This window comes from Serratia sp. CY38905 (assembly GCF_052168875.1).
In the GTDB taxonomy this organism is placed as follows: domain Bacteria; phylum Pseudomonadota; class Gammaproteobacteria; order Enterobacterales; family Enterobacteriaceae; genus Serratia; species Serratia sarumanii.
In genome coordinates, this window is record NZ_JBJNLV010000001.1 from 905,579 (window position 1) to 928,414 (window position 22,836).

A 22,836-nucleotide genomic window follows, 5' to 3' on the forward strand; every position below is an offset into this window, starting at 1 on the left:
GCAGTAAACACGCAGCGACACCCAACTGGATTAACCGGCGTCGGCTTATTGAACTATGCATGGTTGAGCGCTCTTATGATGATCAGTTTTCCAGCCCGCGCCGCGGGCAATACGCTACAGACCAACGCAGTGAATACGCTGGCGACAAATGCATACAGACACATGTGCGGTGTAAGCAGAATTCTCAGTGGATACGTCACGGTATTGCCGGGTGGCGTCGGCATCATCAAACCGGATTGATTCAGCAGAGCCGCCAACGTCCAAGCCAGCAGAACACCCAGCACGCCTCCCGCAACGCCCAGCATTCCCCCTTCCATAACGAACAGACCGACGACTTCACTACGGCTGGCGCCAATTGCTCTGATCACGCCGATCTCCCGCGTTCTTTCGACCACATTCATCGACAGGGCATGAGAGACGGCAAAGGCCGCAACCACCAGCAAAATCACATTAACAAAGGTGAAAATTGCGCTGAAGAGGCCCACAACCTGATGATAATAGGTAGCCAGTTCGCTCCAAGTGCGCAGTTCAAAGTCCGAACCGTCATTCTGCAAGCTGTGGAGCAGCTGCCGGGATACCCGATCGGTTTTCGCCGTATCGTTAAGCAGAATCACGACGCGAGTCGCCCCTTTGCTCAAGAGAAAATTCTCCACCAACGACAAATTGGCGTAGGCCGTCCGCAGATCCCGCTCCTGCACGCCAGTGGTGACAATGCCGATCACCGTCACGTCCATCGCGTTGATGGTTTGGTTCGCCGCCGTGCCCAACAGCGTCAGGCTATCACCCACTTTAACCTTCAGCGCCTTCGCCAGAGCCGCGCCCAACAATACGCCGTCCTGCTGTTCAGGAAACAGGTTGCTTCCCTGCAGCAATTGGATCGCCGAACTCAGCACCGCTTCCTTGTCAGGATCGATCCCGACGATATGCGACGACATTTGCGCATCACCGTTCGTAATTAAAACGTCGGTTTCCAGCCGCGGTGTAACGATTTCTACGTCGGGCAAAGCCTGCGCCTGCGCCACAATGCGATTTTTCAACGGTTCCGGCAGCAGCATGCCGGCATCGCTCAAAGCGCCGAATTGATTGAAACCTTGTTTGAATAACTGAATATGACCAAGCTGAGAGCGGATCATACTCTCACGCAACCCTTGATACATTGACTCGCAAAAGCCGGAAAACAGCAGGATTGCGGCCAACGCCAACGCCAGATTGGTGACGGAAACCAGCGTTCTTCTTTTGTTTCGAAACAGGTTTCGCAAAGCCAACTTTAACCGCACCATCATGCCCCCCGCAGCTCGCCGGCAATGTACTGATGGATATAACGGTGGGCTTTAAACACACAGTCCAGGTGCGTACTATTCTCAATAAAGCGAAACTCAAGCTGGCCGTTGCCATACTTCCCGGCAAAGTCACGCATCGCCTGCGGACTAAATAATTCGTCCTGCGCAGCGGCCAACAGCAACGTCGGAATCGGCAACTCCGCCAACTGCTTGCCGGGGTGGCGCGGCGTTAGCGCATTGGCCATGTTGACGCTGTATTGCCGCACAAAGCTGGGGGCCATTTCCAGCACCTCTGGCGTGAAATTCAACTTGACGGCGCGGAACTGCCCGCATAACCGCCCGCCGCTCAGCGCATTGACGATAAAGGGCCATTGGCGCACTTGCGCAAAGCTCAATGCCGCATTACGCGTCGTGCCCGCGAACGGCCCCAGTTCCGGAGCCAGCATAATCAAGCTGTCAGCACGCTGTTCGAAAGGATAACGAGTAAAATAATTAAGCAACATTCCAGCGCCGCTGGAATGGCCGAACAGATGCCTGTGTGCCTGAGGGAAATAGCGCCGCATCTCCACCATCATCACATCGACATCGCGCCAGATACGCTCAGGCTGCTCGACGGTTCCCCGTTCACCGGCGGAACAGCCATGCCCACGAATATCAACCAGGCAAACCGCCACGCCTTGAAAGGCGGCAAGTTGACGCGCAAGAATATCGTAACCAGCGTCACGGTTAACGCCGCCGCCGTGATAAACGATGATCACGTCAGTTGGCTCGGCGCTCTGCCGATACAACCGATAGCTCAGATTTTCGACGCTTCCGGCGGTGATTTTGGCAACGATTTCAATCGTCTCATCGTAATGCTTCGCCTGCTCGGTGTAGCTGTTGAAATCAATCAATGTCGGTTCTTCCGTATTATTATTCGAGTTCCAATATCAGGGCGACAGACGCCCTCTGGCTCGCTCACTCCAGACACCGCCTTCCAGAGCCGCCGCCTGTTGCCACAGAGAGCTGGCCAATGCCTTATCCTGCTGCGATAGCTCGCCAAATTGATAAAGCAACATCGCCCTCAGCACCTGCGTCTCAGGGGTGGCCGGTACCGCCGCTATGAGATAAGTGAAATCTTCCCGCGCCAGCGGGCGCTTGCCGAGAAAAACCGGCGCTCGGCTGGCGGTGATCGCACGTTGTAAACGCGGCCCCAGCCAATCAGGCGCCATAATCACAGCTCGGTCCAACTGGCGGAATCCCTTATTCGCCAAGGTCATGGCTTGCATGCCATCAATATTGCGACTGCCTGCCTGAATGCAAAACAGGCTCCCCTGAACGGCCATAAGCTCAGCGTCCTGAGGGTACATCGTCAGTGCCTGGTGCAAAACCGCCGTCGCCTCTTTTACCTCGGGCGCGTCGGCATTATCAATCAATGAAATGCTGACGATGGCCAGTTGCCGCCACTGTTGTTGAGTGCGTTGCGCCGCCAGCGTCGACAACAGCTGTTGCTTCAACGCCCGCTGTTCCTGCTCCGAATCGGGAATGGCCGTTGGGTACAAGACGGCGCTTTGCCCGTAACTCAGAAAGGAAAAACACAGCAAACCTAACGCGTAAAAGAACCTATTCATCTTTGTCACACTCCTTCCCATCCTGCATGACCAGCACCCGATCCGCCCAACTGACCAAAGAGCGGTCATGAGTCACAAGCACCACGGCGACATTCCTTTCACGGCACAAATTTTTAAGCAACGTCATTACGATAGCTTTGTTTTTGCTATCCAGGTTAGCGGTCGGCTCATCGGCAACAATCAAGGCCGGCGAACCGGCCAACGCTCTGGCTATCGCCACCCGTTGCATTTGCCCCCCCGACAGTTCGGTCACCAAGGCCTGGCATTTATCTGCCAAACCGACGGAGGCCAGCAGCGCCTGCGCTTTCTTGCCGGCGTTGGCGCTGTGACGAATGTCCAAGGCGTAGCGGACATTTTCCTGCGCCGTTAATACCGGGATGAGGTGAAAATCCTGGAAAATGAACCCGATTTTTTCTTTTCGCAGCCGCGACAGCTCACTATCGCTTAACGTGCCGACATCCTGGCCAAACAGCCGCAATACCCCGGTGTCCGGCACATCCAGCGCACCGCACAGATTCAGCAAGGTGCTTTTTCCGCTGCCGCTTTCACCGGTGATAATCAGAAACTCGCCTTGACGCAATGAGAAAGAAACTGACTGCAGCGCCTCAACGCGCACGTCGCCACGCTGATAGTGCTTCCCCACCCGCTCGGCCACTGCGATTTCCATGCTGTCAGGCTTTAACATCGGGTAACCCGGCAATACCCTGCGCAACCACCGCGCTCTCCCGCTCCAACCAGATCGGCGGGTTCTTCAGTGCCTGGTAATGTTGCCAAGCGTTCCTGGCTTGCAGCTGCCAGCTCGCTGCTGGAGTGGCGCCGTCTGCCGATTCAGCCATGTGCAGATACAGTCTCGCCATCGCCAACCAGCTGGAGGCGGACAGCGCCTGCGGCATCGACTGCTCGGCATTCAGTATCGGCTCGATGCGTTTGGCAATAACAACGGCATTTTGCGCGCTGTCATTGATATCGGGAACCGAGGTAAACGCCCACAGCGCCAAAAGTTGGATATCCAACTGCTCCGGCAAAGCGTCAGACACCGATTTTAGTGTGTGCAGCGCCTGCTTCAGGTCATAGAGCTTGATCTGACCGAACAGCAGATCCAGACGCTCTCCCGCGCGTTTAACGTCATTTGCCGCCTTCAACGCCCGCAAGGAAGCATTGCTCTCATCCCTGTTCAATGCGCTTTGGAGGATCTGATGCGCCTCCTCCAGGTGATTGTGCAGGAAATAGTGCATGCCCAGGTTCTGTGCGTGTTCGCTGGACATCTCCCCCATCGGGGTGCTTTCCAGTTGCTTGACGGCAGTCTGGTCAGCCGCCGCATAAGGCAACTTGGGGAAATCAATGGGTTTGGCGCCGGACAGCCAGGCAATGGCATTGCCCACGACAAACGTAATGAGCAACACTCTCACTACGATAAACCCGACCTTTTTCTTTGCGATAGTTTGCATAATGACCTCAGACCGTAACGCTGCTTTCCATCATGCGGCTATCGATCTCCCGCAGCGTAGAGTGTTCGTCAAAGCTGAGATCGTCGAAATCCATCACGTTCGGGTAGAGCAGCTGGCAAGCCAGGATTAACTCAACCACATTTAATGAATCAATGCCTAATTGACCCAGTGGGCAATCTGCATCGACCGTGTTTACCTTTAAAATCTTGGCCACTTCTTCACACAGTTGTTCCAAAACCGTTGGTGTAGTCATCGCGTTATCTCCTTATGTTCTTACTTTTCTCAAGTGCGTTAATTTCCTTCTCGACCATTTTTCGCCAGCAACGCGCATGCAGATTTGAAAAAGTAAAGAAGGCGTGAATCAATATCCCTAACAGCCACCCCAATAACGGGTAGAAGAACCAAAGCTTCCCGCCCTGTATCAGATTAATCGTTAGCAATAGAATATTTACAATTAAATAGATAAAGAAGTGAAAGTAAAATGCCAGTTTCTTTCTGGCTCTTCTTGCCGCAACCACATATTCATTTTCAGGGTGCACGGTAATTGTTCCTTTCAAATAACAAGAGGAATCAAACGCCAGCTGTTTCTTTGATACGACCGATAGGACTCAGGGAAAGCCGCGAGCAGAACCCGTTCTTCAATGCGAATGCGCCAAAGAAAAGCCAGCGTCACCGGAACGACCAGCACAGCCATCGCCAGGTAACTTCCCAGGGCCAGCCCCATGCCGCCGAAGGCAACGATCACCCCCAAATACGCAGGGTGCCTGATGTAGCGGTACAACCCGCTGGTCAATAACTGGTGGTCATGCAAAATGGCGACGTTTACCGTAAAATATTTCTTCAGCTTCAAAATGGCGCACCAGCGCAACGTCAGGCCGAGGATAATAATGGACAAGCCGCACCAGGATATAATGTCATCCGGCTTTGCAAAACGAGGGAGTTTTAAGGTGTTAATCCAAAAGGCAAGCAAGAGGGCGCTATAGGTCACCACATTAAGCAACCTGACCGAGCCTTTGTCTTTTATATTTGCAGAATCTGAATTCGCATTTTTTGTTGCGCCAATGCATGATTCAGAAATAATCCACAGCAATCCGATTGCAAGAAATGCATAATTGAAAAGCATTTAATATTATCCCTAGAAAAAATTAAATACCCGTCAAATAAGACGGAAAAACAAATACAGAATGATAACAAAATATTTCAAATGTAAGATAACATCTTAATTTGTAAATTCAACCCCAAATGTTAAAAAATTTAATGAGAACCGGTAATTTGTGTGACGTGTCATACTTTACTGAAAAACAGCCGTTTCAATACCGCGTTGCGTACAGAGATGCCGCCCGCAGGGCAGCATTCCCCAGAAAATCCAGGCGCCGCGGGCGTCATCCCAAATCCCCCGCCGGCACATTGAGCTGCCAGGAAAGCCCAAAGCGATCGTTGAGCCAGCCGAAACGCGCGCTGAAGCCGTAGTCGTCGAGCGGCATCAGCACCTTACCGCCCTCCGCCAGGCGGTGGAACGCCCTCTCCAACGCTTCTTCGTTAGGCAGATTGATGAACAGCGACACCGCCGGGGTAAAGCTGAAATCATGGCTGATCGGGCTGTCGATAAACACCAGGTTCTGCCGATCGAAATCGATGGTGGCATGCTTGATTAACCGCCGGCCGTCCGGCGTCGGGTCGTAATGCTGCACCTGCATGAGCCGAAAACGCTCAAACACCTGGCTGTAGAGGTCGATCGCCTGCTGCGCCTCCCCCTGGAACATGACAAAGGTCGAAACCTGACTCATAACATCCCCTTCGGTAATCGTTGTGGTATTAATGGAGGATAGCGGATTACCCTTGAAGCGGCGAAAGGAGCAACCATGAGCATCATTCATCGCCTGGCGCAGCCGGACGATCTCAACGGCCTGTTGGCTCTGTATCGCGAGCTGCGCCCACAGGATGCGCCGCTGCGCAGCGACGACGCGCGCCGTGCCCTGCAACGCCTGCTGGACGATCCGGCGATCCGTCTGGTGGTGGCGGCGCAAGAGGAACAGCCGATCGCCACCTGCATGCTGGCGCTGATCCCGGGGCTGGCGCATCAGGCGCAGCCGTTCGGCGTCATCGAACACGTGGTGACGGCGGAGCCCTATCGCGGCCACGGCGTGGCGCTCGCGATGATCGAATACGCGCTGCAGCTGGCCTGGCGCAAGGGCTGTTACAAGGTGATGCTGCTGTCGGGGCAGCAACGCACCGGCGCGCACCAGCTTTATCTCAAGGCGGGTTTCGACGGCGATCGCGAGCGGGGATTTGTCATCAGGCGGCCCGAGGGCCGATAGCGGCCTGCCGCAAACGGGCAGGCCGCCAGGCGGGTTATTCGCTGTCGTTCTTCGCCAGACGGGCGTCTTTTTGGCGGCGATAGTCACGGGCGGCGGCCGGGATCGGCGTCACCTTGCCGGTTTCAATCCAGCTGCGCAGACGGTTGGCGTCGGCGAAGTGGGTATATTTGCCGAAGGCGTCCAGCACCACCAGCGACACCGAGCGGTTACCGATCACCGTGCGCATCGCCAGGCAGTGGCCCGCCTGGTTGGTGAAGCCGGTTTTGGTCAGCTGGATGTTCCATTTCGGGTTGTACACCAGATGGTTGGTGTTGCGGAACGGCAGCGTGTAGTTCGGATCCTTGAAGCTGGCCATGCGTTCGGTGGTGGTGCTGAGCTGGCCGATCAACGGATATTGCTTGGTGGCGATCAGCAGCTTGGTCAGATCGCGCGCCGTCGACACGTTATGAATAGACAGCCCGGTCGGTTCCACATAATGGGTATTGGTCATGCCCAGCGCCCTAGCCTTGGCGTTCATCGCTTTGATGAAGGCGTTGTAGCCCCCCGGATAGTGGTGCGCCAGGCTGGCGGCGGCGCGGTTTTCCGACGACATCAGCGCCAGCAGCAGCATATCCTTACGGCTGATTTCGCTGTTCAGCCGCACCCGTGAATACACCCCTTTCATCTCCGGCGTCTGGCGGATGTCCACCGCCAGCATCTCGTCGAGCGGCAGGTGCGCGTCGAGCGTGACCATGGCGGTCATCAGCTTGGTAATCGAGGCGATCGGCACCACTTCATCCGGGTTGCGCGCGTACATCACCTTATGGGTTTGCATATCGACGACCATCGCGCTGCCGGAGGCCAGCTCCGGTTGGGTGGCGTGCAGGGCGGCGGCGTTGTCGCTGGCCAACGCGCGCGGCGCAAAGCCTGCGCCCGCCTGCAAAGCGAGCAGGGTCAGAACCAAAACACGTATTTTCACAGGCATTACTCTGAAATGGGGGCTTGAACTCAGCGAATTATATGTGAGGGTTCAGCGCTTGGCACTGGGATTGTATGGCGGATTTGTGACAAATTCTGTCCGCTGAAAAACGACGCAGCCCGCGGGCGCTCTGGGATGAACGCCCGCGTGAAAAAAGTTACAGCGCCGGCTGCCAGGCCGACTGCGGCAACAGGTACAGCCCCGGCGTTTGCCGCGCCCCGGCGCCGACGATATGGCCGATGCCGGCCGTCATCACCGCCAGCGTCACATCGAAGGCGTTAAGGCTGTCGCCATAGCCGGCGGTCAGGTTGAACATCGAGCCGTTGGCCAGCAAATAGACCGTCTTCTCATTAAGTTGGTAAGCGTTCACATAAGGCATCGGCTCGTGGTGCGGCAGGCCTTGCAGGAAGCCGACGTCGATCTCTTCCGCCACGTGGCCGACGTTGAGGATAAACACGCCGTCCTGCGCCTGTTGCAAATGCTGCGCCGAGAGCACGTTTTTCGCGCCGGTCGCGGTAGCGATCACGTCCGCCTGCGCGACGGCGCTCGCCAGATCCACCACCTGCCAGCCGTCATAACGCGCCTGCAGCGCGCGCGCCGGATCGATTTCCGCCACCATCACCTGGCCGCCGTAAGCCCTGGCCGCCGCCGCTGTCCCCTGCCCGACCAGGCCGTAGCCGATCACCAGCACGCGCTTTTCGTGCAGCGTCAAGTGGGTGGTCTGGAAGAAGGTGTGCCAGGCGGTCAGCCCAACCATATGCCGATTGTGCAGCCCCTCTTTCACCGGCAGATCGTCCCAGTTGAAGATCGGGTAGCGCGGCGCCACGCCGTTTAACCGGCTGATGCCCGAGCCGGTGGCTTCCAGCCCGGCGACGATCTGCGGGCCGCTCGGCGATTGGTGCAAACGGGTGGTCAGATCCGCCCCCATTTCGCACAGGTGGGTCGGCTGCCAGGCCAGCGCGCGGTCGAAGGACTCCGACCATTCGCCGGCGTTCATGTCGCGCCAGGCATAGGCCTGCGCGCCCCGCCGTTCCAGCCAGGCCACCACGTCGTTCTGCACCGTGGTGGGATTGCAGGTGGTCAGGAAGATCGCCGCGCCCTTATCCAGCAGGCCGGCCACCAGCGGCGCCATTTTCAGATCCAGGTGCATATTGCACGCCAGCCGCACCCCGTGCAGGTCCGGCAACGCCGCCACCGCCGCCCGGGTGCGTGGCATATGGCGCATCGCCCAGTTCAATTCGCTCTCGAAATCCTGATACATCCGTTGCTCCTCTGGTGTGCCCCGCCGCCAGGCGTGGCAAAAAAGTTATCCCGCGCGGCCGAGCCGGCGGATCGCCTGCGGCGACAGGCCAAATACGCGGATAAACGCCCGCCTCATGCGCTCCGGATCGCTGAACCCCACCGAACGGGCGATCGCCTCCAGCGGCTCGGCGCTCTCTTCGATGCGCACCCTGGCCGCCTCCACCCGCAGTTGTTCGATCACCTTGGCCGGCGTCTGCCCGGTTTCGGCGCGGAACAGCCGGCCGAACTGGCGCTCGCTCAGGCAGGCGGCGTCGGCCAGATCCGCCACCGACAGCGGCAGGTGCAAGTGCTCGCGCGCGAACGACAGCGCGGCGCGCATGCGATCCGACGACGGGTTCAACGCCAGCAGCAGCGAATACTGCGACTGCCCGCCGGGGCGCCGATGATAGACCACCAGCTGCCGCGCCACGGCCGCCGCCAGGGTGGCGCCAAGGTCGTCTTCTATCAACGCCAGCGCCAGATCGATACCGGCGCTGATGCCGGCCGAAGTCCAGATATCGCCGTCGCGAATGAAGATACGGTTGCTGTCGACGCGGATGCGCGGATAACTCTGCTGCAGCCGCGCCGCGTGATACCAATGGGTGGTGGCGCGCTTGCCGTCCAGCAAACCGCAGGCCGCCAGAATAAACGCGCCGGTGCACACGCTGGCGATGCGCCGCGCCCGCCGGCTGTGGGTGGTCAGAAACGCCACCAGCGCCGGCGACTGCGCCGCCATCACGTTGCCGCTGCCGCCGGCCACCACCAGCGTATCGAAACGCTCGTCGCCGCACGGCTGCGTGGCGATCTCCACCCCGGCCGAGCTGGCGACCATCCCGCCCTGCGGCGAGATCGCCACGCAGCGGTAGGCCGGCGGATCGGTAAACTGGCTGACGTTATCGAACGCCGCCAGCGGGCCGGCAAAGTCCAGCAGGTTGAAACCGGGAAAAACCACAAAACCGATCGTTTTCATGATGGCGCTTTTTGAGGGTTATTTGTCATACCAGCCAAAAACAGGGCGGCTATTATGGCCCAGGTCCAACGATAAAAATGAGGCGAATGTCATGTCTGAACCACTCGTGATTGTATTTCCCATCTATCAAGGCGTCACCCAGCTCGACTTCACCGGCCCGCTGCAGTTTCTGCGCCACATGCCGGGGGCGGAAATCATCGTCGCTTCGGTAGACGGCGCGGATGTCGAATCGGAAGGCTTGCACTTCACCCAGCTGCGCCCGCTGCCGGAGATCGCGCGCTGCGACGTGCTGTGCGTGCCGGGCGGCAGCGGCTGCACCCAGGCATTGCAGGATGAAGCGTTCATGCGGCAAATCCGGCGGCTGGGCGCCGATGCCCGCTACCTGACCTCGGTGTGCACCGGTTCGCTGATCCTGGCCGCCGCCGGCCTGCTGGCGGGCAAACGCGCCGCCTGCCACTGGTCGATGCGCGACAGCCTGGCGCTGTTCGGCGCCATCCCCAGCGCTGCACGCGTTGAGCGCGACGGCAACGTGATCAGCGGCGGCGGCGTCACCGCCGGCATCGATTTCGCGCTGGCGCTGATCGCCGAACTGCACGGCGAAGACACCGCCCAAACGATCCAACTCTACCTGGAATACGCCCCGGCCCCGCCGTTCACGGGCGGCACGCCGGAACTGGCCCCGCCGCACATTTACGCCAGGGTACAGGCGCAGATGGCGGAAAGCCTGGCGCGGCGCAGAGCATTGGTGGCCCAGATCGCCCAAGGCTAGCGATCGGGCGTATACTTGCCCTTATGCGTCAGTCACATAAGGAGTAAGGAATGACCGATTTGGCCCACTACATTACGGACTACGGCTACTGGGCGTTGTTTATCGGCTGCCTGGCTGAGGGAGAAACCATCACGCTGCTGGGCGGCATCGCCGCCCATGAAGGCTTGCTGCACTGGCCGTGGGTGATCGCGGTGGTGGCGCTGGGAGGTACGCTGGGGGATCAGCTGCTGTACTTCGCCGGCCGCCGGTTCGAAGGCCGGGTCATCTCGCGGCTCAAGGGGCAGGAAAAGCGCATCGCGCGCGCCAGAAAGCTGATCGCCCGCCACCCAATGCTGTTCGTTATCGGGGTGCGCTTTATGTACGGTTTCCGCATCATCGGCCCGGTGCTGATCGGCGCCAGCCGCCTGCCGCCGTCGCGCTTCGTGCCGCTCAATATCCTCGGCGCCATTCTGTGGGCGACGATCTTCGTCATGCTCGGCTATTTTGGCGGCCAGGCGATCGAACGCTTCGTTACCGGCTTCGACAAAAAACTCTCCAGCCTGCTGTTTGTCGCGCTGGCGATCGCCGCCATCCTGCTGGTGCGCTTCTGGTGGCGCAAACGCCACGCGGAATAAGCCAGCGCGCCTGGCGTCAGCCTTCCTGCGGTGCCGCGCGCATCAGCTCGACCAGTTCGCGCGCCGCCTTGTCCAGCGGGCGATTCTTCAGCCAGATCAAATGCATCGGCAAGCGCAGCTCGTTCTTGGTGTTTTTGAATTTCAGCCGTACCAGCCGCCCCTGCGCCAGCAGCGGCTCGGCCAGCGACAGCGGGAAATTGCCCCACCCCAGGCCCGCTTCCACCATGTTCAGCGCCATCGGCAGGCTGTCGGTGCGCCAGTAGGCCTCCGCCACCTGCGGGCGCAGATCGCCGATCGGCAGATCGCGGCTGGCCACCATGATCTGCCGCACGTTGACCAGATCCTCGAGAAACAGTTCGCCCGCCGCGCCGTCCAGCGCCGGATGCTGCGGCGAGACCATCGCCACCAGCGATTCCGCGCCAACGGAGTGGAACTGCTCCGCGCTGTTGATGTTCAGCCCGCCGAACGCCAGGCAGACGCCAATGCGCTCCTGGTGCAGCATGTGCAGCACGTCGTCCTGCGGCGCGCTGAGCACTTCGATGTTGAGCAACGGATAACGCTGCGACAGCGTCTTCACCGCCGCCAGCAGGCCGGCGCCGTTAATGTCAGACGCCACGCCGATCGAAAGCCGGCTCTCCAGCCCCTGAGACAGTTCGATAGCGTGCACCTGCAGCTGCTTGAGCTGCCCGGCGATCAGCCGGGCGTGCGGCGCCAAGGCCAACGCCAGCGCGGTCGGCGTCGGTTCGCGGTGCGAGCGATCGAACAAGGCGAAACCGAGTTCCGCCTCCATGTTGGCGATGCCCATGCTGACAGCGGACGGTACGCGCCGCAGCGCGCGGGCGGCGGCGGAAAACGAACCGCGATCGAGCACAGCCAGAAACAGCTCGATATTGTCGCTGGAAAAGTTCATCGTTTAACCTGTCAGTAAAACTGACAGCTCCTGACTTTTTCTATCAATATGATTGACGTTATCTTAGCCGCCGCCGCCACAGAGGCAACTAAAAACAGATCGGGAGAAAACAATGCAAGGCGTCAAACGCAAACTGGTGTATGTCACCGCTTATGAAATCATCGGCATGGCGATCTCGGCGCTGGGGCTGGCGCTGCTGTCGGGCCATGCGCCGAGCAGCACCGGGCCGCTGGCGGTGGTGATCACCACCATCGCGGTCAGCTGGAACTTTATTTACAACTCTTTATTCGAGTGGTGGGAAAGCCGCCAGCTGTCGCGCACCCGCACGCTCAAGCGCCGCATTTTGCACGCCGTCGGCTTTCAGCTGACGCTGGTGGTGTATCTGATCCCGCTGATCGCCTGGTGGATGGGCATCACGCTGTGGCAGGCGCTGCTGCTGGATATGGCGCTGATCGTCATCATTCCTTGCTACACCTTCCTGTTTAACTGGGCGTTCGACAAGCTGTTCGGCCTGCCGGCTTCGGCTCTGCCGGCCGGTGAATCCGCCTAAAAAGCCCCCGCGTCCGATTCGCCTGCGCACGCTAATTACTGCGCAGGCGCCATCGCTTTATTTTCCGCCCGCCTTCCCCCTCACGCAAAATAACGTCCAAATCCCTTTAATTTGCGCGGTAATTATTATTCTGTGATTTCAATCACTTTTATCGTTCGATATTTCCGTGTTGATAATGAGACTCATCTTACTGAATAATATGCGCTTTTGTTTTCAGTTTAAAAAATACACACAATTGTTCACGCTTTGTACGCAGGTTTTTTTGCCACCTTTATCGGGAAACGGTAGCATGCCACGCCGTTATTTAACGGCGGCTGTATACACAATAAACAGCGGAATGATGCCACGACCTCATTCTCATTACGATTGCTGATGGCAATCGTTTGCCCTGCAGCTCAGGGCGGCGTTCATCATAGACAGGTAAACAGGACGGATAATGCACTCACAAAAAAAGTCGGCGGACGATAAACACGCCGCCAGAAGACGCTGGCTAGACTCTCATGAATCCGGTTATCACAAAAGCATGGGCAACCGGCAGATCCAAATGATCGCCATCGGCGGTTCGATCGGCACCGGCTTGTTCCTCGGTACCGGCGGCCGTCTCGAACTGGCCGGGCCGGCGCTGGCGCTGGTCTATCTGGTGTGCGGGATCTTCTCTTTCTTCATCCTGCGCGCGCTGGGCGAGCTGGTGCTGCATCGCCCTTCCAGCGGCAGCTTCGTTTCTTACGCCCGCGAATTTCTCGGTGAGAAAGCCTCTTACGTCGCCGGCTGGATGTACTTCCTAAACTGGGCGATGACCGGCATCGTCGACATCACCGCGGTGGCGCTGTACATGCACTACTGGGGCACCTTCGCCGACGTGCCGCAGTGGCTGTTCGCCCTCGGCGCGCTCGGCATCGTCGCCACCATGAACATGATCGGCGTGAAGTGGTTCGCCGAGATGGAGTTCTGGTTCGCGCTGATCAAGGTGGTCGCCATCGCGCTGTTCCTGATTGTCGGCGTCGTCTTCCTCGGCACCGGCACCCCGGTCGCCGGGCACACCACCGGTATGCACCTGATCACCGAAAACGGTGGCATGTTCCCGCACGGCCTGCTGCCGGCGCTGGTACTGGTGCAAGGGGTGATCTTCGCCTTCGCCGGCATCGAGCTTATCGGCACCGCCGCCGGCGAGTGTAAAGATCCGGCCAAAATGATGCCCAAAGCGATCAACAGCGTGATCTGGCGTATCGGCCTGTTCTACGTCGGCTCCGTGGTGCTGTTGGTGCTGCTGCTGCCGTGGAACGCCTACCAGGCCGGCCAAAGCCCGTTCGTCACCTTCTTCAGCAAGCTGGGCGTGCCTTACATCGGCACCATCATGAACATCGTGGTGTTGACCGCCGCGCTGTCCAGCCTCAACTCCGGCCTCTACTCCACCGGCCGCATCCTGCGTTCGCTGGCGATGGGCGGCTCGGCGCCGAAGCTGATGGCCAAAATGAGCAGCCAGCAGGTGCCTTACGCCGGCATCCTGGTCACCTGCGGCATCTACGTGATCGGCGTGGTGCTCAACTACCTGGTGCCTTCGCAGGTATTCGAGATCGTGCTGAACATCGCCTCGCTGGGCATCATCGCCTCATGGGCGTTTATCATCGTCTGCCAGATGCGCCTGCGCAAAGCCGTGCGTGAAGGCCGCGCGCAGCCGGTATCGTTCAAAATGCCGGGCGCGCCGTTCACCTCCTGGCTGACGCTGGCGTTCCTGCTGATCGTGGTGGTGATGATGGCGTTCGACTACCCGAACGGTACCTGGACCATCGCCACCATTCCGGTGCTGGCGGTACTGCTGACGCTGGGCTGGTTCGGCCTGCGCAAGCGCGCGCAGGAAGTGAAGCGGGAACAGCAGGCTCACGAAGAGCAGAACCCGCACTGAATCGACAAACCGCCCTCCGGGGCGGTTTTTTTATCCGCTATAAGCGGCCGTAGAACGTCATTCTGGCGCTTTCCGACAGCATCACGTCCGGCTGCGCATTGTAGGCCAGCACCACCAGCATGCGCGTGATGTCGCCTTCGGTCGGCGTCACCCGGTGCATGGCGTTGCGCCCGCGAAACAGCACCAAATCCCCCTCCTCCATCGCCAGCCTTTTGACCGCCCGCTCGCCGTCCAGCACCTGCGTGACCCCGGCATAGTTCATCTCGCCGCGATCGGCGTCGCGCAGGTTCTCCACGTATTCGAAACGGCCGCCCGCCGCCGGTTTCTGGATCAGCAGCGTGATGGCGAACGACGAGTTGTCGAAGTGCCAGCCCAGCTCCTGGCCGGTGTGGGCGTAATGCAGGTTGATCGACGACAGCCGATCGGCGTAGGGATACAGCTGCGCCTCATCCAACACCGCGCAGAGGAACGCGCGAAACGCCGGGGCGTCGTACAGCGCACGCAGCGGCGACTGCGGCGGAATATCTTCGTCGGTAATGCAGCCCTTGGACGACACCACCAGCCGGTTGCGCGCGTGATCGGCCGGCAGCGTATCGTCCTGTGGCCGTAGATACACGTTGTGTTTGCTGGTGGCGTAAAACGCCGCATGGTGCTGTTCGGCACCTTCCAACCGCACCGTCGCCAGCGCGGCGGCACGCAGAAATCCCGGCAGCACCAGCGCGCCGGCGCGCTCCAGCGTTTGCCGGCAACGGGCGCGGAATGCGGCGTCGTCGATGGGATGAGCGGACAGATCGATAATATCGGCAAGTTGCGGCATGGCGTTCCCCTCGTGTGCGATAGCCGGATGCCTCTCACTGTAGCGAATGGCGCATTGCCGCCATAACAAAAATACGTTATGGATAAGCTAACCAATTCTTAGCGATAGCCCTGCCCATGCACTCACCGTCCCGCGCGCGCTTGCCCAAGCTGAGCGCCATTCTGGCGTTCGAAACCGCCGCCCGCACCGGCAGCCTGGCCCGCGCGGCGGATACGCTGGCGCTGACCGCCGCCGCCGTCAGCCAGCAGATCCGCCAGCTCGAACAGCATCTGGGCATCACGCTGTTCATCCGCGCCAAAAGCGGCGTCACGCTGACCGAACAGGGCGCGGACTACCTGGCCTACGTGCAGGAGGCGTTCGAAACGCTGCGCGTGGCGCAGCAGCACGTCGAGCGCCAGCGCGGCAAACAGACGCTGACGGTGTTCGCCCTGCCGGCGTTGGCCTCCAAGTGGCTGAACCCGGCGCTGGGCGACTGGTTGGCGCAGTGCCCCGACGGCGATCTGCGGCTGCACGCCACCCATGCGGCGGTCGATTTCGCCCGTTCGGCGGCGGACTTCGCCCTGTGCTTCGGCGATCAGGACTATCCGCTGCTGGAAAAGGTGCGGCTGTTTCAGGATCGGGTGCAGCCGGTGTGCAGCCCGGCGCTGCGCGATCGCGGCGACTGGACGCAGTTGCCGCTGATCCACGTCGACTGGGGCAAGGAGAGCCAGTTTCTGCCGGGCTGGCACGAGTGGTTCACCGCCGCCGATCGAATGCCGCCGGCGCGGCGCGGGCTGACCTATAACCTGACCTCGCTGGCCATCGACGCCGCCGTGCAAGGGCGCGGGGTGCTGCTCGGCCAGCGGCGGCTGATCGGCCGTGAACTGGCGGCAGGCCAGTTGGTCACCCTGGCCGAACCGGCGCTGCCGCTCAGCAAACCCTACTACGTGGTTTACCCGCCGCGCACGCTGGAAAAACCCGGCGCAGCGGCGTTTCTCCGTTGGCTGCAGGCGCTGGCTCAGCGCGCGGTATAACCGCCGTCGATGCTGTAAAACGCGCCGGTGGTGAAACTGCTGTCGTCCGAGAGCAGGAAAGCCACCGTTTTCGCCACCTCTTCACGCGTCGCCATTCTCCCCATCGGGTGCGAAGCGGCCATCTGCGCCCGCGCCGACGCCGGCAGTTCCCTCATCGCCGGCGTCTCCACATAGCCCGGCCCGACGGCGTTGATGCGCACGCCGCGCGTGGCGAACTCCAGCGCCGCGGAGCGCGTCAGGCCCAACACGCCATGCTTGGCGGCGGTATAAGGCGCGATCCCGGCAATGCCCACCACGCCGTTGGCGGAAGAGAGGTTCACCACCGCCCCGCCGCCGCCGGCGACGATCGCCGGCAGGCCGTACTTCATGCCGAAAAACGTGCCGCTCAGGCAGGTGGCGATCACCTCATGCCAATCTTCGACCGCGTACCGATCGATGTCCACCTCATGCGGGCCGGTGATCCCGGCGTTGTTGACCAACAGATGCAGCGCGCCGCAGCGCCGCACCGTCTCTTCAATGCCCTGCTGCACCGACGGCGCCTCGCGCACGTCCATCCGCAACGTCATCACCCGTCGGCCCTCGGGATCGAGCCGCGCGGCGGCAGCGGCGAGAGGCGCGGCGTGGCGGCCGGTCATCACCACCGTGGCACCGCGCCGAAACAGTTCGGCGGCGATCGCTTCGCCGATGCCGGTGGAAGCGCCGGTCACCAGCGCCACCCGATGTTTGAAATCTTGCATAGCCGTTCTCCTGCCAGATTGAACTCAGGGGAACAGGCTAGCGCCGGCCAGTGACAGTTTGCGGCAGCAGCGACAGCGCAGCACGTAATGCGCTCACAAAAGCCGCAAAGCCCGCTATTTTATGCCTACTTTTTCTCATGCGAGACTCCCTGTGGATACCCAACGCTACCTGCAGCATATCGGCTTTACCGGCGCCGCCCGCCCTGACCTCCCCACGTTGCAACAGCTGCACCATCGCCACATGCTGAGCGTCCCGTTCGAGAACCTGAGCATTATTTATCATCAGGGTATTCAGCTGGCGCCGGAGGCGCTGTTCAGCAAGGTGATCGAGCGCAACCGCGGCGGTTTCTGTTATGAGCTGAACGCGCTGTTCGCCTTGCTGCTGCGGGAGATCGGTTTTAAGGTGAGCTTCATCTCCGGCGAGATCCGCGCGCGCGACGGCCATTTCGGCCCGCCCTACGACCATCTGGCGCTGCGGGTGGATCTGGCGGGCCAGGCCTGGCTGGTGGACGTCGGTTTCGGCGATTCCTTCCTGACGCCGCTGAAGATCGTCGCCGCCGAGCCGCAACCGCAGGCCAGCGGTACCTTCCACCTGGAGCGGGAAGGCGACTATTACCTGCTGGAGCGCCGCAACGGCGACCAACGTTCGCATGCCAAAACCCTGTATCGCTTTACCGTTCAGCCGCGCGAGCTGCATGAGTTCGACGAGATGTGCCGCTTCCACAGCACCTCGCCGCAGTCGCACTTCACCCAGCGCCTGGTGTGTTCACGGCCGACGGACCACGGCCGGGTGACCCTCAGCGACATGAAGCTGATCGTGACCGAAGATCATCAGCGCCACGAAACGACGCTGCATTCGGAAGAGGAGCGGCGCACCGCGCTGTGGCAGCATTTCGCCATCGATTTGGATCGTTGACGGCGCAGGCGGCGCCCTTTTATTACGATTCTGTTACACCGATTGCATAACCGCGCTTGGCTGATTGCCAGCACCGCGGCGGCAGGCATCATAGGGCCATGATTCGGCAACAGAGTGCGAAAAATGATCCGTGTGATACTGGTGGATGACCATGTGGTGGTGCGCTCCGGCTTTGCGCAATTGCTGAGCCTCGAGGACGATCTCGACGTGGTGGGGCAATACAGCAGCGCGGCGGCGGCCTGGCCGGCATTGCTGCGCGACGACGTCAGCGTCGCGTTGATGGACATCGCCATGCCGGATGAAAACGGCCTCAGCCTGTTGAAGCGCCTGCGGGCGCAGAAGCCGCAGTTCCGCGCGATCATCCTCAGCATCTATGACTCCCCCACCTTCGTGCAAAGCGCGCTGGACGCCGGCGCCAGCGGCTATCTGACCAAACGCTGCGGGCCGGAAGAGCTGGTGCAGGCGGTGCGTTCCGTCGATATGGGCGGCCATTACCTGTGCGCCGACGCGCTGCGGGCGCTGCGCGGCGGCGAGCAGCCGGCCACGGCGCTGGAAGTGCTGACCCCACGCGAGCGTGAAATCTTCGATCTGCTGGTCAAAGGCGACAGCGTAAAGGAGATCGCTTTCAAGCTCGCGCTCAGCCATAAAACGGTGCACGTGCATCGCGCTAACGTCCTGGGCAAGTTGCAGTGCAACAGCACCATCGAGCTGGTGCATTTCGCCCTCGACCATCAGCTGCTGGCGGGGCATTGATGTCGCCCAAACTCCGGCCCTGGGTTATCTCGCTGTTTATCCTGTTGGCCTGGGGCAGCGGCTGGCTGATGCTGTGGACGCTTGGTTTCTATCTAACCCACAACGGCAATCAGGCGGCGCTGTTTCTGCCGCACGGCGTCTATCTCGCGCTGCTGATCCTGCTGGCGCGCCGCTATTGGCCCGCCCTGATAATTCCGCCGGTGCTGTTGCTGTTCTGGCTGCACGGCGAACGCCTGCTGAGCGGCTACGGCCTGCTGGCCGCGCCGTTTATCACCCTGCTTCCGGCCGCGGTCGCGCAACGACTCTGGCACCGTTTTCCGCTCTACTGGCAGCGGCTGACGCTGCTGCTGGCTGCGGTGACCGCCGCCTCGCTGCTCAATACCACCCTGCTTTCGCCGTTTGTGCCAAGCCCGGCGATGCTGCTTGGCCTGGCGTCGTTTACCGGCGGCGTCTTGCTGACCCCGTTCGTCTACCTGATCTTTGAATTTCTGCGCCAGCAGCACCGTTACCACCTGCTGGGGCTGGACACCCCCAACCCGCCGCTGCGCGCGTCCTTAATCATCTGGTGCAGCCTGTTCTTCGTTATCGGCATCGGCACGCAGATGGTGCTGTCGCCGGAAATCGAACGCCTGCTGCTGATCGTGGTGTTTCTGCCGAACGTGGTGATGGCGTGGAAGTTCGGCTGGCAGGGCGGCGTGCTGTCCGGCCTGCTCGGCAGCATGATGATCACCCTCGCCCGGCAGGTCGGCGTGGGGTTCGGCAATCTGGTCGAGCTGGAAATCTTTCTGGCGACGCAGGCGCTGCTCGGCATCGGCCTGGGCATCGCCATCAGCCGCCAGCAGCACCTGGCGCAAAACCTGCACCACTATCAGCGTCGCCTGGAAGAAGAGCTGGCGGCGCGGCGAGCGCTGACCGAAAAACTGATCCACACCGAAGAAGACACGCGGAAAAATCTGGCGCGCGAGCTGCACGATGAAATCGGCCAGAACATCACCGCGATTCAAATCCAGTCGCAGATGGTCAAACGGGCGCGCGATCCGGCGCAAACCCAGGCCGCCGCGCACCAGATAAGCGAGCTCGCCCGGCGCATTCATCACTCCACGCGCCAGCTGCTGCGCCAGCTTCGCCCGCCCGCGTTGGACGAGCTGGCGTTCAAAGAGGCGCTTCACCACCTGCTGAGCGAATTCGCCTTTGCCGAACGGGGCATCCGCTGCCGTTTCGACTACCGGCTCATAGACACGCCCGCCGGCGAAACGGTGCGCTTCACCCTCTACCGGCTGCTGCAAGAGCTGCTCAACAACGTGTGCAAACATGCCGAAGCCAGCGAGGTCGCCATCGTCTTGTATCAACAGGGCGCGCTTTTGCACCTCGAGGTGCGGGACAACGGCATCGGCATCCGCGCGGACAAGGCGCCCGGCCTCGGCATTCAGGGGATGCGCGAGCGGGTCAGCGCGCTGGGCGGCGAGCTGACGCTGGAAACGCATTGCGGCACGCGGGTAATTGTTAACCTGCCCACAAATTTGCAACAAACCATCGACTAACTAGGAAAAAGTCTTAGCCACTCCGGACTTTCTCTCATCCACTTTCCCTTTCACCTTCTTATAGTCAGCACCAGGGAGGCGGCTATGCAGGCACGCTCGGCATCTGAAATCGATCATCGTTACCGCGCGCTGCGCCCGCGACTGCTGCTGTACATGGTCATCGGGTACGCCGCCTTTTACCTGACGCGCAAAAGCGTGAATTACGTGCTGCCGGCGCTGCAAACGGATTTGGGGCTGGATAAAGGGGACATCGGCCTGCTCGGCTCGCTGTTTTACCTGAGCTACGGCCTGTCGAAATTCGCCGCCGGACTGTGGCACGACGGCCACGGGCAGCGCAGGTTTATGGGGATCGGCCTGTTCGCCACCGGCTTGCTGAACGTGGCGTTCGCCTTCGGCGAATCGCTGACGCTGCTGCTGGCGGTCTGGGCGCTGAACGGCTTCTTTCAGGGCTGGGGCTGGCCGCCCTGCGCGCGGCTGCTGACCCACTGGTATTCGCGCAACGAGCGCGGCTTCTGGTGGGGCTGCTGGAATATGTCGATCAACCTCGGCGGCGCGATCGTGCCGCTGATCAGCGCCTTCGCCGCCCAGCGCTGGGGCTGGCAGGCGGCGATGCTGATCCCGGGCGCCGTCAGCATGGTGTTGGGCATCTGGCTCACGCGGCGGCTGACGGGCACGCCGCAAGAAGAAGGCCTGCCGTCGGTCGGCCGGTGGCGCCACGATCCGCTGGAGCTGCGCCAGGAACAGCAAAGCCCGCCGATGGGGCTGTGGCAGATGTTGCGCACCACGATGCTGAAGAACCCGATGATCTGGCTGCTCGGCGTCTCTTACGTACTGGTCTATCTGATCCGCATCGCGTTGAACGACTGGGGCAATCTCTGGCTGACGGAAAGCCACGGCGTCAACCTGCTCAGCGCCAACGCCACGGTGATGCTGTTCGAGGTAGGCGGCCTGCTCGGCGCGCTGTTCGCCGGCTGGGGCTCGGATTTGCTGTTCGGCGGGCAGCGCGCGCCGATGATTTTGCTGTTCACGCTCGGGCTGATGGTTTCCGTCGCCGCGCTGTGGCTGGCGCCGGTGCATCACTACGCGCTGCTGGCGGGCTGTTTCTTTACGGTGGGCTTTTTTGTCTTCGGCCCACAGATGCTGATTGGCCTCGCCGCCGTGGAATGCGGGCACAAAGGCGCAGCGGGCTCCATCACCGGTTTTCTCGGCCTGTTCGCTTACCTGGGGGCCGCGCTGGCGGGCTGGCCGCTGTCGCAGATCATCGAAGGCTACGGCTGGTCAGGCATGTTCAGTTTGCTGTCGATCGCCGCCGTTCTTATGGGTTTATTGCTGATGCCGCTGCTGATGGCGAGCGTTACCACCTCTACCGAGAGAAGGATAAAACAATGAAAAAAACCTTAGTCACTACCCTGATAGCTTCCGGCATCGTGCTGGCCACGCTGAGCGGCGCCGCGCACGCCAAGGGCCGCCTGGTGGTCTACTGCAGCGCCACCAATGAAATGTGCGAAGCGGAAACCAAAGCCTTCGGCGAGAAATATGACGTGAAAACCTCGTTCATCCGCAACGGCTCCGGCAGCACACTGGCGAAAGTGGACGCCGAGAAGAAAAACCCGCAGGCGGACGTCTGGTACGGCGGCACGCTCGATCCGCAATCCCAGGCCGGTGAAATGGGGCTGCTGCAGCCGTACAAATCGCCGAACCTCGAACAGGTGATGCCACAATTCCGCGATCCGGCGAAGCTGAAAGGCCACTACTCCTCGGCGGTCTACGTCGGCATTCTCGGCTTTGGCGTCAATACCCAGCGCCTGAAAGAGAAAAACCTGCCGGTGCCCAAGTGCTGGAAAGACCTGACCAAGCCGGAATACAAAGGCGAGATTCAAATCGCCGATCCGCAGAGCTCCGGCACCGCCTACACCGCGCTGGCGACCTTTGCCCAGCTGTGGGGAGACGATCAGGCGTTCGATTACCTCAAGCAGCTGAACGCCAACGTCTCGCAGTACACCAAGTCCGGCATTGCCCCGGCGCGCAACGCCGCCCGCGGTGAAACGGCGATCGGCATCGGTTTCCTGCATGACTACTCGCTCGAAAAGGAACAGGGCGCGCCGCTTGAGCTGATCTCGCCTTGTGAAGGCACCGGCTACGAAATCGGCGGCGTCAGCATCCTCAAAGGCGCGCGCAACCTCGACAACGCCAAGCTGTTCGTGGATTGGGTGCTGTCGAAAGAGGCGCAGGAACTGGCATGGCAGAAAGGCAAGTCCTATCAGATCCTGACCAATACCACCGCCGCTACCTCGCCGAACTCGCTGAAGCTCGACGATCTGAAGCTGATCAACTACGACATGGACAAATACGGCTCGACCGAGGTCCGCAAGGCGCTGATCAATAAATGGGTCAGCGAAGTCAAGATGGGTAAATAAGCCCGCATTCTGCGCCTGTTGCCGGGTAAGC

The 22,836-nt window shown here is 60.7% G+C and carries 26 protein-coding genes; 11 read left to right on the top strand and 15 right to left on the bottom strand.

Annotated elements, in window-relative coordinates:
* Positions 1–53: 53 nt before the first annotated feature.
* From ACJ8MK_RS04565 to ACJ8MK_RS04605, 9 genes are all read right to left on the bottom strand, one after another.
* Positions 54–1,283 (bottom strand): ABC transporter permease, encoded by a 1,230-nt coding sequence (locus tag ACJ8MK_RS04565; protein ID WP_393961789.1) that lies wholly within the window; start codon positions 1,281–1,283, stop codon positions 54–56.
* On the bottom strand, positions 1,280–2,173 hold the full coding sequence (locus ACJ8MK_RS04570) for an alpha/beta hydrolase (protein WP_442517549.1): 894 nt from the start codon (positions 2,171–2,173) through the stop codon (positions 1,280–1,282). Before ACJ8MK_RS04570 ends, ACJ8MK_RS04565 begins: the two co-directional genes overlap by 4 nt.
* 36 nt (positions 2,174–2,209) lie before the next feature.
* Complete coding sequence (locus tag ACJ8MK_RS04575; protein ID WP_442517550.1) at positions 2,210–2,890, bottom strand: hypothetical protein; 681 nt, start codon at positions 2,888–2,890, stop codon at positions 2,210–2,212.
* Positions 2,883–3,575, bottom strand: coding sequence for an ABC transporter ATP-binding protein (locus ACJ8MK_RS04580; protein ID WP_442517551.1), 693 nt, complete (start codon positions 3,573–3,575; stop codon positions 2,883–2,885). The genes ACJ8MK_RS04575 and ACJ8MK_RS04580 overlap by 8 nt, the downstream gene beginning before the upstream one ends.
* Positions 3,562–4,338, bottom strand: a complete 777-nt coding sequence (locus ACJ8MK_RS04585) for a hypothetical protein (RefSeq protein ID WP_442517552.1) — start codon at positions 4,336–4,338, stop codon at positions 3,562–3,564. The genes ACJ8MK_RS04580 and ACJ8MK_RS04585 overlap by 14 nt, the downstream gene beginning before the upstream one ends.
* Before the next feature lie 7 nt (positions 4,339–4,345).
* Complete coding sequence (locus ACJ8MK_RS04590) at positions 4,346–4,591, bottom strand: acyl carrier protein (protein ID WP_442517553.1); 246 nt, start codon at positions 4,589–4,591, stop codon at positions 4,346–4,348.
* 4 nt (positions 4,592–4,595) lie between these two features.
* A complete protein-coding gene (locus ACJ8MK_RS04595; protein WP_073529472.1) occupies positions 4,596–4,877 on the bottom strand; it encodes a 2TM domain-containing protein in 282 nt (93 codons plus the stop codon).
* 14 nt (positions 4,878–4,891) lie between these two features.
* Positions 4,892–5,461 carry a methyltransferase family protein gene (locus ACJ8MK_RS04600; protein WP_442517554.1) on the bottom strand — a complete coding sequence of 190 codons (570 nt, stop codon included), beginning with the start codon at positions 5,459–5,461 and terminating at the stop codon, positions 4,892–4,894.
* Between the two features lie 259 nt (positions 5,462–5,720).
* Positions 5,721–6,125 (bottom strand): VOC family protein, encoded by a 405-nt coding sequence (locus ACJ8MK_RS04605; RefSeq protein WP_442517555.1) that lies wholly within the window; start codon positions 6,123–6,125, stop codon positions 5,721–5,723.
* A gap of 75 nt (positions 6,126–6,200) precedes the next feature.
* Between ACJ8MK_RS04605 and ACJ8MK_RS04610 the strand changes: the two genes are divergently transcribed.
* Positions 6,201–6,656 (top strand): GNAT family N-acetyltransferase, encoded by a 456-nt coding sequence (locus tag ACJ8MK_RS04610; RefSeq protein WP_033647069.1) that lies wholly within the window; start codon positions 6,201–6,203, stop codon positions 6,654–6,656.
* 34 nt (positions 6,657–6,690) lie between these two features.
* Here ACJ8MK_RS04610 and pbpG read toward each other — a convergent pair whose 3' ends face one another.
* From pbpG to ACJ8MK_RS04625, 3 genes are all read right to left on the bottom strand, one after another.
* Positions 6,691–7,620: a D-alanyl-D-alanine endopeptidase gene (gene pbpG / locus ACJ8MK_RS04615; protein WP_041033978.1), complete on the bottom strand. Its 930-nt coding sequence runs from the start codon at positions 7,618–7,620 to the stop codon at positions 6,691–6,693.
* A gap of 151 nt (positions 7,621–7,771) precedes the next feature.
* Positions 7,772–8,875 (bottom strand): adenosylhomocysteinase, encoded by a 1,104-nt coding sequence (locus ACJ8MK_RS04620; protein WP_442517556.1) that lies wholly within the window; start codon positions 8,873–8,875, stop codon positions 7,772–7,774.
* A 45-nt stretch (positions 8,876–8,920) separates the two neighbouring features.
* Positions 8,921–9,865, bottom strand: a complete 945-nt coding sequence (locus ACJ8MK_RS04625; RefSeq protein WP_033653487.1) for a GlxA family transcriptional regulator — start codon at positions 9,863–9,865, stop codon at positions 8,921–8,923.
* Positions 9,866–9,956: 91 nt separating this feature from the next.
* Here ACJ8MK_RS04625 and ACJ8MK_RS04630 point away from each other — a divergent pair, with 91 nt between their 5' ends.
* Both ACJ8MK_RS04630 and ACJ8MK_RS04635 read left to right on the top strand, forming a co-directional pair.
* Positions 9,957–10,634 (top strand): DJ-1/PfpI family protein, encoded by a 678-nt coding sequence (locus ACJ8MK_RS04630; protein WP_161764967.1) that lies wholly within the window; start codon positions 9,957–9,959, stop codon positions 10,632–10,634.
* Positions 10,635–10,684: 50 nt separating this feature from the next.
* A complete protein-coding gene (locus ACJ8MK_RS04635; RefSeq protein WP_033647075.1) occupies positions 10,685–11,248 on the top strand; it encodes a DedA family protein in 564 nt (187 codons plus the stop codon).
* A gap of 16 nt (positions 11,249–11,264) precedes the next feature.
* On the opposite strand, the gene ACJ8MK_RS04640 is transcribed toward ACJ8MK_RS04635, so the two are convergent.
* Positions 11,265–12,158, bottom strand: a complete 894-nt coding sequence (locus ACJ8MK_RS04640; protein WP_060420076.1) for a LysR family transcriptional regulator — start codon at positions 12,156–12,158, stop codon at positions 11,265–11,267.
* 112 nt (positions 12,159–12,270) lie between these two features.
* Between ACJ8MK_RS04640 and ACJ8MK_RS04645 the strand changes: the two genes are divergently transcribed.
* Together ACJ8MK_RS04645 and ansP are read left to right on the top strand one after the other, a co-directional pair.
* Complete coding sequence (locus ACJ8MK_RS04645; protein WP_033637530.1) at positions 12,271–12,708, top strand: PACE efflux transporter; 438 nt, start codon at positions 12,271–12,273, stop codon at positions 12,706–12,708.
* A gap of 436 nt (positions 12,709–13,144) precedes the next feature.
* Entirely contained in the window at positions 13,145–14,611 is a 1,467-nt protein-coding gene (gene ansP, locus ACJ8MK_RS04650; protein ID WP_033637529.1) for an L-asparagine permease, read from the top strand.
* Between the two features lie 37 nt (positions 14,612–14,648).
* Here ansP and ACJ8MK_RS04655 read toward each other — a convergent pair whose 3' ends face one another.
* A complete protein-coding gene (locus ACJ8MK_RS04655; protein ID WP_442517557.1) occupies positions 14,649–15,428 on the bottom strand; it encodes a HalD/BesD family halogenase in 780 nt (259 codons plus the stop codon).
* 116 nt (positions 15,429–15,544) lie between these two features.
* Between ACJ8MK_RS04655 and ACJ8MK_RS04660 the strand changes: the two genes are divergently transcribed.
* A complete protein-coding gene (locus ACJ8MK_RS04660; RefSeq protein ID WP_077038871.1) occupies positions 15,545–16,441 on the top strand; it encodes a LysR substrate-binding domain-containing protein in 897 nt (298 codons plus the stop codon).
* Here the strand turns inward: ACJ8MK_RS04660 and ACJ8MK_RS04665 are convergent.
* The gene (locus ACJ8MK_RS04665) at positions 16,426–17,178 is read right to left on the bottom strand and encodes an SDR family NAD(P)-dependent oxidoreductase (RefSeq protein WP_033653492.1); all 753 of its coding nucleotides are present in this window, start codon (positions 17,176–17,178) and stop codon (positions 16,426–16,428) included. The genes ACJ8MK_RS04660 and ACJ8MK_RS04665 overlap by 16 nt on opposite strands.
* Before the next feature lie 151 nt (positions 17,179–17,329).
* On the opposite strand from ACJ8MK_RS04665, the gene ACJ8MK_RS04670 reads away from it, so the two are divergent.
* From ACJ8MK_RS04670 to ACJ8MK_RS04690, 5 genes are all read left to right on the top strand, one after another.
* Positions 17,330–18,094 carry an arylamine N-acetyltransferase family protein gene (locus ACJ8MK_RS04670; protein WP_164096812.1) on the top strand — a complete coding sequence of 255 codons (765 nt, stop codon included), beginning with the start codon at positions 17,330–17,332 and terminating at the stop codon, positions 18,092–18,094.
* 123 nt (positions 18,095–18,217) lie between these two features.
* On the top strand, positions 18,218–18,847 hold the full coding sequence (locus tag ACJ8MK_RS04675; protein WP_103798836.1) for a response regulator transcription factor: 630 nt from the start codon (positions 18,218–18,220) through the stop codon (positions 18,845–18,847).
* Complete coding sequence (locus ACJ8MK_RS04680) at positions 18,847–20,388, top strand: MASE1 domain-containing sensor histidine kinase (protein WP_103829742.1); 1,542 nt, start codon at positions 18,847–18,849, stop codon at positions 20,386–20,388. Before ACJ8MK_RS04675 ends, ACJ8MK_RS04680 begins: the two co-directional genes overlap by 1 nt.
* A 60-nt stretch (positions 20,389–20,448) precedes the next feature.
* Positions 20,449–21,777, top strand: coding sequence for an MFS transporter family glucose-6-phosphate receptor UhpC (uhpC, locus tag ACJ8MK_RS04685; protein ID WP_225845470.1), 1,329 nt, complete (start codon positions 20,449–20,451; stop codon positions 21,775–21,777).
* Positions 21,774–22,805 carry an ABC transporter substrate-binding protein gene (locus ACJ8MK_RS04690; protein WP_442517558.1) on the top strand — a complete coding sequence of 344 codons (1,032 nt, stop codon included), beginning with the start codon at positions 21,774–21,776 and terminating at the stop codon, positions 22,803–22,805. Before uhpC ends, ACJ8MK_RS04690 begins: the two co-directional genes overlap by 4 nt.
* Positions 22,806–22,836 lie beyond the last annotated feature (31 nt).

Coding starts and splice junctions, on each gene's coding strand:
- ACJ8MK_RS04575 (WP_442517550.1), bottom strand. CDS start 2,890: ATGAATAGGTTCTTTTACGCGTTAGGTTTGCTGTGTTTTTCCTTTCTG.
- ACJ8MK_RS04620 (WP_442517556.1), bottom strand. CDS start 8,875: ATGTATCAGGATTTCGAGAGCGAATTGAACTGGGCGATGCGCCATATG.
- ACJ8MK_RS04645 (WP_033637530.1), top strand. CDS start 12,271: ATGCAAGGCGTCAAACGCAAACTGGTGTATGTCACCGCTTATGAAATC.
- ACJ8MK_RS04640 (WP_060420076.1), bottom strand. CDS start 12,158: ATGAACTTTTCCAGCGACAATATCGAGCTGTTTCTGGCTGTGCTCGAT.
- ansP (WP_033637529.1), top strand. CDS start 13,145: ATGCACTCACAAAAAAAGTCGGCGGACGATAAACACGCCGCCAGAAGA.
- pbpG (WP_041033978.1), bottom strand. CDS start 7,620: ATGCCTGTGAAAATACGTGTTTTGGTTCTGACCCTGCTCGCTTTGCAG.
- ACJ8MK_RS04630 (WP_161764967.1), top strand. CDS start 9,957: ATGTCTGAACCACTCGTGATTGTATTTCCCATCTATCAAGGCGTCACC.
- ACJ8MK_RS04590 (WP_442517553.1), bottom strand. CDS start 4,591: ATGACTACACCAACGGTTTTGGAACAACTGTGTGAAGAAGTGGCCAAG.
- ACJ8MK_RS04680 (WP_103829742.1), top strand. CDS start 18,847: ATGTCGCCCAAACTCCGGCCCTGGGTTATCTCGCTGTTTATCCTGTTG.
- ACJ8MK_RS04580 (WP_442517551.1), bottom strand. CDS start 3,575: ATGTTAAAGCCTGACAGCATGGAAATCGCAGTGGCCGAGCGGGTGGGG.
- ACJ8MK_RS04675 (WP_103798836.1), top strand. CDS start 18,218: ATGATCCGTGTGATACTGGTGGATGACCATGTGGTGGTGCGCTCCGGC.
- ACJ8MK_RS04600 (WP_442517554.1), bottom strand. CDS start 5,461: ATGCTTTTCAATTATGCATTTCTTGCAATCGGATTGCTGTGGATTATT.
- ACJ8MK_RS04610 (WP_033647069.1), top strand. CDS start 6,201: ATGAGCATCATTCATCGCCTGGCGCAGCCGGACGATCTCAACGGCCTG.
- ACJ8MK_RS04605 (WP_442517555.1), bottom strand. CDS start 6,125: ATGAGTCAGGTTTCGACCTTTGTCATGTTCCAGGGGGAGGCGCAGCAG.
- ACJ8MK_RS04660 (WP_077038871.1), top strand. CDS start 15,545: ATGCACTCACCGTCCCGCGCGCGCTTGCCCAAGCTGAGCGCCATTCTG.
- ACJ8MK_RS04565 (WP_393961789.1), bottom strand. CDS start 1,283: ATGATGGTGCGGTTAAAGTTGGCTTTGCGAAACCTGTTTCGAAACAAA.
- ACJ8MK_RS04625 (WP_033653487.1), bottom strand. CDS start 9,865: ATGAAAACGATCGGTTTTGTGGTTTTTCCCGGTTTCAACCTGCTGGAC.
- ACJ8MK_RS04665 (WP_033653492.1), bottom strand. CDS start 17,178: ATGCAAGATTTCAAACATCGGGTGGCGCTGGTGACCGGCGCTTCCACC.
- ACJ8MK_RS04585 (WP_442517552.1), bottom strand. CDS start 4,338: ATGCAAACTATCGCAAAGAAAAAGGTCGGGTTTATCGTAGTGAGAGTG.
- ACJ8MK_RS04690 (WP_442517558.1), top strand. CDS start 21,774: ATGAAAAAAACCTTAGTCACTACCCTGATAGCTTCCGGCATCGTGCTG.
- ACJ8MK_RS04635 (WP_033647075.1), top strand. CDS start 10,685: ATGACCGATTTGGCCCACTACATTACGGACTACGGCTACTGGGCGTTG.
- ACJ8MK_RS04655 (WP_442517557.1), bottom strand. CDS start 15,428: ATGCCGCAACTTGCCGATATTATCGATCTGTCCGCTCATCCCATCGAC.